This window comes from Pseudarthrobacter adonitolis (assembly GCF_055412845.1).
In genome coordinates, this window is record NZ_JBVAYW010000005.1 from 76,542 (window position 1) to 89,180 (window position 12,639).

General features: G+C 64.3%; 14 protein-coding genes. 9 read left to right on the forward strand and 5 right to left on the reverse strand.

Annotated features, from left to right (window positions below):
* Positions 1 to 137 precede the first annotated feature (137 nt).
* Positions 138 to 776, reverse strand: a complete 639-nt coding sequence (locus ACZYZ4_RS07660; RefSeq protein WP_463859620.1) for a uracil-DNA glycosylase family protein — start codon at positions 774 to 776, stop codon at positions 138 to 140.
* Between the two features lie 309 nt (positions 777 to 1,085).
* Here ACZYZ4_RS07660 and ACZYZ4_RS07665 point away from each other — a divergent pair, with 309 nt between their 5' ends.
* The 3 genes from ACZYZ4_RS07665 (at position 1,086) to ACZYZ4_RS07675 (ending at position 4,579) form a co-directional block, all read left to right on the forward strand.
* On the forward strand, positions 1,086 to 2,150 hold the full coding sequence (locus ACZYZ4_RS07665) for a M14 family zinc carboxypeptidase (RefSeq protein WP_463859622.1): 1,065 nt from the start codon (positions 1,086 to 1,088) through the stop codon (positions 2,148 to 2,150).
* A 243-nt stretch (positions 2,151 to 2,393) separates the two neighbouring features.
* On the forward strand, positions 2,394 to 3,683 hold the full coding sequence (locus tag ACZYZ4_RS07670; protein ID WP_058932815.1) for an adenylosuccinate synthase: 1,290 nt from the start codon (positions 2,394 to 2,396) through the stop codon (positions 3,681 to 3,683).
* A gap of 470 nt (positions 3,684 to 4,153) precedes the next feature.
* Positions 4,154 to 4,579 carry a CoA-binding protein gene (locus tag ACZYZ4_RS07675; protein WP_463859624.1) on the forward strand — a complete coding sequence of 142 codons (426 nt, stop codon included), beginning with the start codon at positions 4,154 to 4,156 and terminating at the stop codon, positions 4,577 to 4,579.
* A 46-nt stretch (positions 4,580 to 4,625) separates the two neighbouring features.
* On the opposite strand, the gene ACZYZ4_RS07680 is transcribed toward ACZYZ4_RS07675, so the two are convergent.
* Entirely contained in the window at positions 4,626 to 5,654 is a 1,029-nt protein-coding gene (locus tag ACZYZ4_RS07680; protein ID WP_463859626.1) for an isopenicillin N synthase family dioxygenase, read from the reverse strand.
* A gap of 45 nt (positions 5,655 to 5,699) precedes the next feature.
* On the opposite strand from ACZYZ4_RS07680, the gene ACZYZ4_RS07685 reads away from it, so the two are divergent.
* The 4 genes from ACZYZ4_RS07685 to ACZYZ4_RS07700 all read left to right on the forward strand — a co-directional run bounded on the left by ACZYZ4_RS07685 (position 5,700) and on the right by ACZYZ4_RS07700 (position 7,830).
* Positions 5,700 to 6,116 carry an MmcQ/YjbR family DNA-binding protein gene (locus ACZYZ4_RS07685; RefSeq protein WP_463859628.1) on the forward strand — a complete coding sequence of 139 codons (417 nt, stop codon included), beginning with the start codon at positions 5,700 to 5,702 and terminating at the stop codon, positions 6,114 to 6,116.
* Entirely contained in the window at positions 6,113 to 6,343 is a 231-nt protein-coding gene (locus ACZYZ4_RS07690; protein ID WP_463859630.1) for a DUF1990 family protein, read from the forward strand. The genes ACZYZ4_RS07685 and ACZYZ4_RS07690 overlap by 4 nt, the downstream gene beginning before the upstream one ends.
* 135 nt (positions 6,344 to 6,478) lie before the next feature.
* Entirely contained in the window at positions 6,479 to 6,772 is a 294-nt protein-coding gene (locus tag ACZYZ4_RS07695) for a DUF503 domain-containing protein (RefSeq protein ID WP_463859632.1), read from the forward strand.
* 116 nt (positions 6,773 to 6,888) lie between these two features.
* Complete coding sequence (locus tag ACZYZ4_RS07700; protein WP_463859634.1) at positions 6,889 to 7,830, forward strand: type IV toxin-antitoxin system AbiEi family antitoxin; 942 nt, start codon at positions 6,889 to 6,891, stop codon at positions 7,828 to 7,830.
* Positions 7,831 to 7,899: 69 nt separating this feature from the next.
* On the opposite strand, the gene purL is transcribed toward ACZYZ4_RS07700, so the two are convergent.
* The 3 genes from purL to purS are packed head-to-tail and all read right to left on the reverse strand — an operon-like array spanning position 7,900 to position 11,259.
* Positions 7,900 to 10,236, reverse strand: coding sequence for a phosphoribosylformylglycinamidine synthase subunit PurL (gene purL, locus ACZYZ4_RS07705; protein WP_463859636.1), 2,337 nt, complete (start codon positions 10,234 to 10,236; stop codon positions 7,900 to 7,902).
* The gene (gene purQ / locus ACZYZ4_RS07710; RefSeq protein WP_354252503.1) at positions 10,233 to 11,006 is read right to left on the reverse strand and encodes a phosphoribosylformylglycinamidine synthase subunit PurQ; all 774 of its coding nucleotides are present in this window, start codon (positions 11,004 to 11,006) and stop codon (positions 10,233 to 10,235) included. The genes purL and purQ overlap by 4 nt, the downstream gene beginning before the upstream one ends.
* 1 nt (position 11,007) lies before the next feature.
* Positions 11,008 to 11,259: a phosphoribosylformylglycinamidine synthase subunit PurS gene (gene purS, locus ACZYZ4_RS07715; RefSeq protein WP_056631212.1), complete on the reverse strand. Its 252-nt coding sequence runs from the start codon at positions 11,257 to 11,259 to the stop codon at positions 11,008 to 11,010.
* A gap of 261 nt (positions 11,260 to 11,520) precedes the next feature.
* Between purS and ACZYZ4_RS07720 the strand changes: the two genes are divergently transcribed.
* The gene (locus tag ACZYZ4_RS07720; RefSeq protein WP_463859639.1) at positions 11,521 to 11,706 is read left to right on the forward strand and encodes a hypothetical protein; all 186 of its coding nucleotides are present in this window, start codon (positions 11,521 to 11,523) and stop codon (positions 11,704 to 11,706) included.
* A 199-nt stretch (positions 11,707 to 11,905) separates the two neighbouring features.
* A complete protein-coding gene (locus tag ACZYZ4_RS07725) occupies positions 11,906 to 12,442 on the forward strand; it encodes a CLIPPER-2 domain-containing protein (protein ID WP_463859641.1) in 537 nt (178 codons plus the stop codon).
* The last annotated feature ends 197 nt before the right edge of the window (positions 12,443 to 12,639 follow it).

Consider the following 12,639-nt stretch of genomic DNA (forward strand, 5'->3'; position numbering starts at 1 on the left):
CCCCACCGCCTCCCTCGCCTCCCTCGCTTCGCTCCGCTCAGCAAGGGAATCCTCGGCGGCTGAGGCCCCCTTGACGACGGCGGGCGGTCACCCTTCAGAAGAAAGGTGACCGCCCGCCGTCGTTACGGTGGTGGAGCCTATTGAGAGATGCTCTGTTCGTTAGGCCTTCGTGAGCCCAGTGCNGTGTAGACGACGCGCATCTCCTCGAGGTACTGTTCCTGCCGCGCTGGAGTCCCGGCGAAGGCGCGGCCGCTGAGGGAGCGGACCTTGTAGGTCTTCAGCCCGCGGCGCCAGAGCAGCGGAACTTCGGTCTTCAGCAGCAGGTTGGCCAGGCGGTTGGCTTCGGTGCCGTGGGCCACGATCACCGAGGCGCGGGGAACCGCGGCGAGGAACTTCAGCAGCGGCTTGAGGCCGGCGGAAATCTGGTCCGGCGTGAACTTGCCGTTGACCTCGCCGGGGGTGTGCCACGGGTGTACGTTCCAGGGCATCACGAACTCGGGGCGCAGGCCCAGTTTCCACTGGATGCCGAGCATGCGGGTGGCGGCGTCTTCGTCGCCGGCGGTGATGAAGCCGGACGGGTCAGCTTCGCCGATGTTGGAGTAGAGGCTGATGATGCGGCACTCGTCCACGTCGTGCATGGGGTCGACATAGGGGACTTCGGTGTGGGGCTTGACGCTCTGCAGGGAATCGCACAGCTCGTTGACGGCGGCAACGTTGGGCTCGTAGCGGCGGCTCAGGAGCTGTTCACGGAGGGATTCGGGGGCCAGGGCTGTCATATAGTGCAATGTCTCCTGCGGGGCTCGGCGATGCTGCCAATCCGGAAAATGGGCGCGTGATGGGCGCGCCGGTCCGGCGTGGTTTGAAATGTGGTGTGGACCGATTCCTGGTCGATCTCTATCAGTTTAGCAAGCCCCGCGAAATGCGGACCCCGTCTGGAGGCATTGCGTGATGAAAGGCATAGGACGGCAACCCTAGTCAAGTGGATTGACAGCTTTCGTTTAGCTTGGTTGGCTTCTGTGACAGCCAGCAGTCAAGGACGTTGCGGCTGGCCGCACCCTACATGCACCCGAAAGAGGTAACGTACCGTGAACAAAACCCTGGCAACCTTTAGGACCGTGGCCGTGTCCGGAGCCCTGGTTCTTGCGGCAATCGCCGCGCCGGCACCGTTGGCCAATGCCGTCGGCGAAGGCCCCAACTATGACGGCAACGGCCAGGTCACCACCTCCAAACTGGCAACCTATGATGAGTTGGTCTCCTTCCTGAAGGATCAGGACGCCCGCCAGCCAGCCATGGATTTGGAGGTTATCGGCCAGACTGTCAAGGGCCGCGATATCCACCTGGTGAAGTACATTTCGGACCCGGCCAAGCCCACCATCCTGTACCTGACCCAGCAGCACGGCAATGAGCAGCTGACCACCGAGGGTGCCATGGCATTCATGAAACACCTGGGGACCGGGAAGTCGGGGGACATCCTGGACGGAGTGAACATCCTCATCGTTCCCATGCTCAACGCCGACGGCGCGATGGGAGATGTGAACTTCCCGCTGGATGACTACCTGGCCAAGGGCGACCGCCACATGACGCGGTACAACGCCGAAGAAGTGGACCTGAACCGCGACCATGTGGCCAAGATCCAGCCCGAAACCCGGGGGCTCCACAACAACGTCATGCGCAAGTACAAAATCGACTACATGATCGACCTGCACCACCAGGGCACCCGGAGTGAACGCGACGGAAAACTGGTCTCCGGGTCCATCCTCTACCCCACTACGCCCAACGCCGATCCGGCTGTTGTGGAAAAGTCCAAGCAGTTGGGCGCCGTGGTCTTCAATAACGTTGACTCCACCGGCTGGGGCCACTTGGGCAAGTATGTGGGCGGCAGCGCCGAGACCATCAGCCGCAACGGCATCGCAGTGGAGTACGGGATCGCTACCCTGCTCTTCGAAATGCGTGGCATGTCTGACCACTATCTGGACGGCTACGCCCTCGGGCTCCGCAGCAACGGTTACCTGATCCAGCAGACGGTGACAACGCTGACGGCCACTGCGGCGGCCATCGCTGACGGTTCACTTGCCGACGCCGACACCTCCTTCTGGGACAGCCTGGACACCCAGGCGTCCCGTCCGGGCGAGGAAGCTGACGACGAGTAGTACTTCGCGGGAAGTCTGCCCGTGGTCCTTCGCTGCGCGCGAAGGGCCACGGGCGCCCTATTGAGTGGACAAAGTCCGTGATCGGCTAAACTTGGGTGGTAAGAGCCCCGGACTCTTGCGTGGTTGGCCGCCGTAGCGGCCCGCTAGGCTATGGCCTTCGGGGCATTCTCATGAACGGCGCTACGCAGGCCTGCCATCTCGGTGGACTGACCTGTTCGGCCCGAACGAATGGGGGAGGATCCCATGCCAGCAATCGTGATCGTAGGAGCCCAGTGGGGCGACGAAGGAAAAGGCAAGGCCACCGATCTTCTGGGCGGCCGCGTTGACTACGTCGTAAAGCCCAACGGCGGCAACAATGCCGGGCACACCGTCGTCGTAGGCGGTGAGAAGTATGAGCTTAAGCTCCTTCCGGCCGGCATTTTGAGCCCCAACGCGATTCCGATCATCGGCAACGGCTGTGTGGTGAACCTTGAGGCCCTGTTCCAGGAGATCGAAGGCCTGCAAGCCCGTGGCGCGGACACGTCCAAGCTGCGCATCTCCGCCAACGCGCACCTCGTGGCGCCCTACCACCAGGTCCTGGACAAGGTCACTGAGCGCTTCCTCGGCAGCCGCGCCATCGGCACCACCGGACGCGGCATCGGCCCGGCCTACATGGACAAGGTGGCCCGCCTCGGCATCCGCGTCCAGGACGTCTTTGACGAGTCCATCCTCCGCCAGAAGGTGGAAGGATCCCTCCGCCAGAAGAACGAACTCCTGGTCAAGGTCTACAACCGCCGCGACATCGTGGTAGACGAGATCGTGGACTACTTCCTGGCCTTTGCCGAGCGCCTGCGCCCGTTGGTCATCGACAGCACGCTGGTCCTCAACAACGCCCTGGACGAGGGCAAGGTTGTGCTTATGGAAGGCGGCCAGGCCACGTTCCTGGACGTGGATCACGGCACCTACCCGTTCGTGACCTCCTCCAACCCCACGGCCGGCGGCGCGTCCGTTGGCTCGGGCATCGGCCCCACCCGGATCTCCCGCTCCATCGGCATCATCAAGGCCTACACCACCCGTGTTGGCGCCGGACCGTTCCCCACCGAACTGTTCGACGAGATGGGAATGTACCTGCAGAAGACCGGTGGCGAGTTCGGCGTAAACACCGGCCGTCCGCGCCGCTGCGGCTGGTACGACGCCGTCCTGGCCCGCCACGCTTCCCGCGTGAACGGTTTCACTGACTACTTCGTCACCAAGCTGGATGTTCTCACCGGCATCGAGCAGATCCCGGTCTGCGTTGCCTACGACGTTGACGGTGTGCGGCACGACGAAATGCCCATGACGCAGACCGAGTTCCACCACGCAGTGCCCATCTTTGAGTACTTCGAAGGCTGGACCGAGGACATCACCGGTGCCCGCACGCTGGAGGATCTCCCCGAGAACGCCCGCAACTACGTGCTGGCCCTCGAAAAGCTCTCCGGCACGCGTTTCTCCGCGATCGGCGTCGGCCCGGACCGGGACCAGACAATCGTGGTCCACGATCTGATCAACGACTAACAGCCTGTAAAGTGCGACGACGGCGGGTCACCTGAAAGGGTGGCCCGCCATTGTGGTCCGCTGACCAAAGTGACTGGCAGTTAACGTCCTCAGAAGCGATTTTCGCGACGTTAACTGCGAGCCACCTGGGAATTTACACAGGGTTTACTGGGGGGACTCAGCTTGGGCAAAGGCGTGGCAGAAGATACTTCTGATGTCATAGATGTGTTCCATCGATCCTGGCGGTAGCACCCTTCGCTGTGTGCCGAGGATGGTCGCTTCAACGGGTACAGCGTTGGTCAGGGATGCTGCGGCTTCATCGATCCAGGTCTCTCGGCGCTCGGGATGGTCGCTGCCACTACAGCTGAACCGCAGGCCCTGCGCCAAATAGGGTCTCTGGAACGTAATATTCGTTCACACCGGTATTGATGCCCGCCAGTCAGTCAAATATTCGACGAGGGGCCGCTCCGGGGGCGATGTACGCTTGCATCATGGGCCACGTCAACGATCCAGCCGTTATTGAGCGCCTGATGCAAAACAAAGGGCGGTGGGCCATCGTGGGCCTGACCACCAATGAGTGGCGCGCGGCCTACGACACCTCGCTGTTTATCCGCGACCGGCTCGGGATGGAGATCATCCCCGTCAACCTTCCCGGCGACCCTGTCCACGGCGAAACCGGGTACCGCACCCTGGGTGAAATTCCCCCTGACAAGCAACCCCTCGACGTCGTCGACTGCTTTGTGAATTCGCAGAAGGTTGGGGCGGTGGTGGACCAGGCAATTGCGGTGGGCGCCAAGGCCGTGTGGTTGCAGCTGGGTGTTATCGACGAAGCGGCAGTGGACCGTGCCAAGGCCGCTGGCCTGGACGTGGTGATGAACGTTTGCCCCGCGCAGAAGGCGTGGAAGTACAACCTCTGACTGGTTCCCTGGACGCAGATTCCCGCACGCGCAGGTGCCCGCAGGCTCAGCGCTGCATCAGCTCCGGGTAGTGGCGTTCGGTCACATCGGGATGGGCGCGCATGCGGCCCTTGAGCATATTCAGGCCAAAGGACGCGAGCATCGGGTTGGACGGATCATCGGAGATGCCACGCGCCTGGGCTTTGAGCTCGGGAGGCAGGGGCACCGGATCGATGACGGCATCCAACCGCGGCGACCAGAAGAACGGAACTGAGTAGCGGTCCACGCCGGGTGGCGGCGCCTGAACCCGGTGGATCGTGGCGGCAAGGAAACCTTCCGTGGCCACCTCCAGCATTTCGCCCAAATTCACCACGAGTGCCCCGGGAACAGGCTCAACCGGCGCCCATTCACTCGTCCCAGGCGGCAGGACTTCGAGTCCGCCCACCTCGTCCTGGAGGAGCAGGGTGACAAAACCGTAGTCTGCGTGGGAGCCCACGCCCTGGTCGCCGGCCGCCTCCACCACGCCGCCGACGTAATGCACCAGCTTGCCCATCCAGGCCGGTTCGTTGCCGAAGGGCTCGTCGAAGTGGTCCTCGGGCAGCCCCAGAGAAACGGAGATGCCACGCAGCAACTCCATGCCCACACTGGACATCAGGTCGGCCCAGGCCATGGCCGCCGGCTTGAGCTCCGGTAATGCCTCATCGGGCCACATGTTGTGCCCCTGGAGGAGCCAGAACGGCTGGTCGACCGGGTAGTTGTGAACTGGTTCGCGTTCCGGGGAGTAGTCGATCTGCTCGCGGGCGTCGGCCCGTCCCTGCGTGATTTCGGTGCCCATCCGGGTGTAGCCGCGGAAATGCGGTGAAATCCTGTTGTCCAGCTTCATCCGTTCCTCGAGGGGCAGATCGAAGAAGCGTTTGATGAGGTCCAGCAGCTCCTCGGCCTGGCCGGGGGCGGCGCCGTAACCAGTGATTTGGAAGAAGCCCACGTTGTGGGCGGCGTCCCGCAGCTGATCAATGAATTCCGGGCTGAAGGAGCCGTACGGCTGGCGTGCGGCGCTCATGTCCAGAACGGGGATGGTGGCCTGATCGGGTGACATCTTCGCAGACTAGCACCGCCGGGAAGGGCTTTGTAGGCTCGGTCCATGGACGCAGCGCAACTCAAGGCGATATGCCTGTCATTTCCCGGTTCCTTCGAGGATTTTCCCTTCGGTCCCGAGACCTCCGTTTTCAAGGTCAGGGCTGCCGTGGCGGGTGGCGCAAGGCATGAAGCCAAGATGTTTGCGGCGTCCGCCATGAACCCCGACGACTGGTCCGTGAGCCTGAAGTGTGAGCCCGCCCTGGCTGAGCAGCTGCGTGCCGCCCATCCGGAAATTACGGGGGCGTGGCACATGAACAAGACCCACTGGAACGGCGTGCGGCTGGACGGGGACCTGCCCGATGCCATGGTCCGGGACATGGTGGAGGACTCCTACGACCTGGTGGTGGCCTCCCTGAGCCGCAAGCAACAGGAGCAGCTGGGATGGGCGCGGCTGTCCGCTTCGTCGGGCGAGTCCCGTTGACGGGGAAGCGCCTGGCCGCCGGTGACCTCAACTACCAGGGCATCGGCTCCACCGAACACGGCCTGCCGCCGGAAGGCTACCCCTGCTTCGTATCGCGGGAGTACCTTGGCGATGGACCGGCGGTCTACCGCCGGGTGGCGCACGGAATCCTCGCCTGGGAACTGCAGCGGCGGTCCGGGCTGCGCGTCCGGGCCGAGTCCGACGTCGTGGTCCCCGGCCACACGTGAGGAGCCCGGCAACCTGTAGTTTGACTGGTCCCGCAGCGTGGAGGCCCAACACCATCTGAACCCCATCGATTGCTCCGTAGCGGCCCTTTTGACCCCTCAAAACGGCCCTTACGGAGCAATCGATACGATTAGTGCATGTGGATCGGCTGGATTGAATTCGACATCCTCCTCGGTGACGTCCAGAGCTTGAAGGAGAAACGCTCCGTCATCAGGCCGCTGCTGGCCGAGCTCAAGCGCCGCTTCGATGTTTCCGTGGCGGAGGTGGGGGACCACGAACAGCATCGGCGCTCGCAGTTGGGGGCAGGCCTGGTGGCAGCAGACCGGGCGCACCTCGTGGAGGTACTCACCGCCGTCGAACGCTTTGTGGCCGCCCGGCCCGAGTTTGAGCTGCTCAGCTCAAGGCAGCGGGAGCTCCACAGCGAGGACTGACCCATCGATTGCTCCGTAGGCGCCCTTTTGCGTGCCCAAAACGGCGCCTACGGAGCAATCGATGAAGGTTGTGGATAACTTCTGCAGCGCACGCCACATTCTGGTCTGATGAATCCATGAAGACCCCGCGCCCGCTGCCCGAGGAACTACGGGACCGTCCGTTCACAGTTGTCGAAGCGGCGCGCGCCGGGGTGTCGCGCAAGCGGCTGCGACACAAGGCACTGCATCGCCTCGGCAAGGGGATCCGGTCGGAAAGCCCGACGGCGGAGCTCCCCTTGAGTGACAGGGTGCGGCCCTTCATCGAGGTCAATGAGCGATGCGCCGCGTCGCACCTCACTGCGGCGGAGATGCTTGTGCTTCCGCGGCGTCAGCAGAAGGGGACTCCGGATATGTTTCATGTCATCAGGCCTGAGGGCTCGGCACACCTGGGCCGGCCGCATGTCATTGTGCACCGCATGAAGCTTTACAGCGACGAGGTCACCACAGTTGACGGAATTTCCGTGACCACTCCGGAGCGAACCTGGCTGGACATGGCGGAAATGCTCACGGTGGACGAGCTTGTGGCCATGGGCGACAGCTGTGCGCGCGTGCCGAGGGCGGCCTTTGCGGACAGGGACATGCCGCTCTGCAGTTTGGCCGATCTGCAGCGAATGATCGACCGGCACAAGGGAAAGCGCGGGCTACGCAGGGCCAAGGAAGCCATCAAACTCATCCGGGTGGGATCTGACTCGCCGCAGGAGACACTGTTGAGGCTGGCGATGGTCAGGGCGGGGCTGCCGGAACCGGAGTTGAACGTGCCGATCATCGGCGACGACGGTCTCCGCCATCACGAGCCGGACCTGTCCTACCGCAAGTACCGGATCGGGATCGAGTACGAAGGTGAACAGCACGGCGACGAAGGGCAGATCGTCCGGGACATCACGCGTTCTGAGAACTACGAGGCGCTGGCCTGGACCGAAGTCAGGATTTCCAAGCGGCACATGCTGAACGAAGCCAAGCCGGCTGTCGCCAAGGTTCGCTCGGCTCTGGTCCAGGCGGGGTGGCGCAAGGGTGATTAAGCAACGATTGTTCCGTAACCGCCCTTCTGAAGGTTCAAAAGGGCGGTTACGGAGCAATCGATGGGGGGATCAGCCGAAGTACTTCGGCAGGGTCGCCTCGTGGGCTTCGCGGAGGGCGTCCAGCGACATGGTGTCCACGCCGTTGATCTCCAGCTGGTTGCTGGCTGCGTCCACCACGCCGATGCGGGTGTGGGCAAAGCCGCGGGCCGTGCACATGTCCTTGAACCGGACTTCTTCCGAGCGGGGCACGCCGACAATTGCGCGGCCCTGGGATTCGGAGAACAGCGCCGTGAACAGATCCACGCCGTCGCGGTCCAGAACGTCCTGCAGGGCGATCCGGGCACCAACGCCGTAGCGCAGTGCGGACTCCACCAGGGCTGCCGCGAGGCCGCCTTCGGAGAGGTCGTGCGCGGAGTCCACCATGCCGTCGCGGGACGCGTTGATCAGGATTTCACCCAGCTCGCGCTCGGCGGCGAGGTCAACCTTCGGCGGCAGTCCGCCAAGGTGGCCGCGCATGTTGGCCCACTCGGAACCGTCCAGTTCAGCCGCCGTCGTACCCAGCAGGTAGATGGCCTGGCCGTCCTCGCGCCAGCCCGACGGCGTGCGGCGGGCGACGTCGTCGAGCTTGCCCAGCACTGCCACCACGGGGGAGGGGTGGATGGGCGTGGTGCCGGTCTGGTTGTACAGCGAGACGTTGCCGCCGGTGACCGGGATGCCCAGCACCATGCAGGCGTCGGACAGGCCGCGGATGGCCTCCGCGAGCTGCCACATCACGTCCGGGTCCTCGGGGGAACCGAAGTTCAGGCAGTCGCTGACGGCCATCGGAACGGCGCCGGAGGTGGCCACGTTGCGGTAGGCCTCGGCCAGCGCCAGCTGTGCGCCGTGGTACGGGTCAAGGTAGGTGTAGCGGCCGTTGGCGTCGGTGGCCAGGGCAACGCCCAAGCCGGTTTCCTCGTCCACGCGGACCACGCCGGCGTCGTCCGGGAACGCCAGGGCGGTGTTGCCGCCCACGTACCGGTCGTACTGGTTGGTGATCCAGGCCTTGCTGCACATGTTCGGCGAGGCCACGAGCTCGGTGACGGCGGCAGCCAGTTCCGCGGGGGCGGAGGGACGGCCGGCGTCCTGCACGGAGCCGGTGAAGGAATCGGCCTGCACGGAATCCTGCCATGAGGGGCGGGCGTACGGACGGTCGTAAACCGGGCCGTCGTGGGCCACGGTGCGAGGGTCGACGTCCACGATGACTACGCCGTCCCAGGTGATGATCAGGCGGCCGGTGTCGGTGACCTCGCCGAGCCAGGAGTACTCCACAGCCCACTTGTCCATCACTGCTTCGAAGGCGGCGATGTTCTCCGGGGTGACCACGGCCATCATGCGTTCCTGCGACTCGGACATCAGGATCTCGCCCGGGGTCAGCGTCGGGTCGCGCAGCAGGACGGAGGTCAGTTCAACTTCCATGCCGCCGTCGCCGTTGGAGGCGAGCTCGGAGGTGGCACAGGAGATGCCAGCGGCGCCGAGGTCCTGGATACCCTCAACGAGCGAGCCCTTGAAGAGCTCCAGGCAGCACTCGATCAGGACCTTCTCAGCGAAGGGGTCGCCCACCTGGACGGCGGGGCGTTTGGACGGCTTGGTGTCGTCGAAGGACTCCGAGGCCAGCACCGAGGCGCCGCCAATGCCGTCGCCGCCGGTGCGGGCACCGAACAGGACCACCTTGTTGCCCTTGCCGGACGCGTTGGCGAGCCGGATGTCCTCGTGGCGCATAACGCCAACAGCCAGCGCGTTAACCAGCGGGTTGCCCTGGTAAACGGCGTCGAACACCATTTCGCCGCCGATGTTCGGCAGGCCCAGCGAGTTGCCATAGCCGCCGATGCCGGCAACGGCACCGTGCATAACGCGGGCAGTGTCCGGGTGGTCGATAGCGCCGAAGCGCAGCGGATCCATCACGGCCACCGGGCGGGCGCCCATGGAGATGATGTCGCGGACAATGCCGCCGATGCCGGTGGCGGCACCCTGGTAGGGCTCCACGAACGACGGCGAGTTGTGGGACTCGATCTTGAACGTCACGGCCCAGCCATCGCCCAGGTTGGTGACGCCGGCGTTTTCGCCGATGCCCACCAGCATGTCCTTCTTCATCTCGTCGGTCACCTTGTCGCCGAACTGGCGCAGGTGGTTCTTCGAGGACTTGTAGGAGCAGTGCTCGCTCCACATGACGGAATACATGGCCAGCTCGGCGCCGGTGGGGCGGCGGCCCAGGACCTTCACTACCTCATCGAACTCGTTCTGCTTCAGGCCAAGCTCAGCCCACGGCAGTTCGGTGTCCGGCGTCTTGGCAGCGTTCTCGACGGTGTCGATGTTAAATTTCTTGGATGAGGTCTCGACAGGCTCGACCACCGAATTGATCTCGGTCATTTGTTGCCTCCCACAATCTTGTTCAGTACGGAGGTGAAGAAACCCAGGCCGTCGGTGTCGGACCCGCCGATCCCGTCCAGGGATTCGGGGCCGAAGCCAACTTCCACCGCGTGCTCGGGGTGCGGCATAAGGCCCACCACGTTGCCGGCGGCGTTGGAGATGCCGGCGATATCGCGGCGCGAGCCGTTCGGGTTGAAGCCCACGTAGCGGAACACCACGCGGCCTTCAGCCTCGAGGGCGTCCAGGACCTTCTCGTCGGCGATGTACTGGCCGTCCTGGTTCTTCAGCGGAACGGTGATTTCCTGGCCGGCCTCGTAGTCCAGGGTCCAGGCGGTGTTGCTGTTTTCCACACGCAGGACCTGGTCGCGGCACATGAACTTCAGGTGGTCGTTCTTGATCATGGAGCCCGGCAGCAGGTGCGACTCGGTCAGGATCTGGAAGCCGTTGCAGATGCCCAGCACCGGCAGCTTGGCGTCGGAGTTCGCGGCGTCGATGATTTTGGACATCAACGGGGCGAAACGGGCAATGGCGCCGGCACGGAGGTAGTCGCCGTAGGAGAAACCGCCGGGAATCACGACGGCGTCCACGTCACCCAAGGTGGTGTCCGCGTGCCAGAGCGGCACTGCGGTGCCGCCGGCGAGCCGGACTGCACGGGCGGCGTCGCGGTCGTCAAGGGTGCCTGGGAAAGTAACGACGCCGATTTTCGCGCCGGCAAGGCGCGGCTCGGCGGCGACGGCGATTGCCTCGCCGATCAAGGGAAGTTCAGTCATCTCAGGCCTCGACGACCTCGACGTTGACGACGTCTTCGATTACGGGGTTGGACAGCAGGGTCTCGGCGGCTTCGCGGGCCTGGGCCAGGATTGCGTCGGTCACCTCGCCGTCAACCGTGAGTTCAAAGCGCTTGCCCTGGCGGACAGAGCTAAAGCTGGTGAAGCCCAGACGGGGGAGTGCACCCACGATGGCCTTCCCCTGCGGGTCCAGAATCTCGGGCTTGGGCATGACGTCAACAACGATCCGGGGCATCCGGCAACTCCTGTGCGTGAGCATTGGGTAAGGGCGCAGCGGAGTCACGCCGTCTTACGCCGTTCCGGGATGTTGGGGACATTCTTTTTCGAACATTGTGGACGGGCGCTCCGCGAGCTTGCTAGCCCATTCTACCGGGCGGAGCGCCGCACCCTGTATTCGGTGGGATCGGCCACAGTCATCGCGGCGGGGCCGGCTTTCGGGAGGTGAAGAACGACGGCTGCTATGGCCTCGCGGAGCCAGCGTCACTAGGATTGCGACATGGCTGAAAAATCGAAATCCGTGCTGTTGCCGATGATGGCCGTGGCCGTTTTTGCCGGGTTGGGCCGGATGGTGGTGCAGAAGATCAAGGCGGACCGGGTTGCCCGGCAAACGCACGTAACCGGCCCCATGGACGAAAAGACCCGCCAGTGGATCAGCGACGTGGTCCGGACGCCCAGGCAGTAGACGCCCACGCCTTACCCAAGCCTCAAGTCTTTACCGAAGCCTCAAACGGGCGTCCCTGAACTGGGGGCGCCCGTTTTTCACGCCGCGCCACACCGTGACCGCTGCCGAGGCGGAGCAGGGCTACTTCGTTCCGAAGATCACCCGGGAAGTCAGTTCCGCAGGCTAGAGCAGCAAGGTCTACGCGATCGACGGCGGCGCAGTGGACCTAAAGGTCCGCGACGCCAAGCTGGAAGGCACCGTTTCCGCTGAGTGGACCGACGCCGACGGCGAGCGTTACGCCAGCGAAGGCGATACCGTCTCGTACACCTACACCGTAGGCAACGCCGGCAATGTCGCTCTGACCGGGCTCAGGGCCCCGGACGCTTCCATCAGCGCGGACGCCGTGGCCGTGGGCGGCACCGTCACGGCGACGCAGGATCGGGTCCTGACCGCAGTGGACATCGCGGCAGCCGTCCGGAACCTCGAGGGGCAGGCGGCTCCCTTCGATCTCGGCACGCAGGACAAGTACCGCAACGGCCAGAAGGTGACCCTGAAGGGTCTCGACTACGGCCAGTGGTACTACGGGTACCTGAACAAGAAGAGCTACCGGATCGGCTGGATTTTCCCCACCACCGACAACACGGTTGAGTTCATCCTGCCCTCCGGCGTACAGAACGGCCGCGACGACGTGGTGGTGCTGGACAAGGATGGCAGGCAGGTCTCCTTCGACCGCCTGCAGGTGACGCCCAGGGGCTGAGCCGTGGTGGTTTCCCAACGCTGAAGAAGACCTCCGAGTGGAGCTGGACTCACCCAAAATCCGGTCCACGTGGGGGTCTTCTTTTGTTCACCCAAACTCACGGCGGACTGCGTGAGGCAGCGTGGGACCTGCGCTGACCACGGTGGACTTCCCTACGCTCGGTCCCGCTCTGTCTTCCCGCCCCGCCTTGTAGCAGC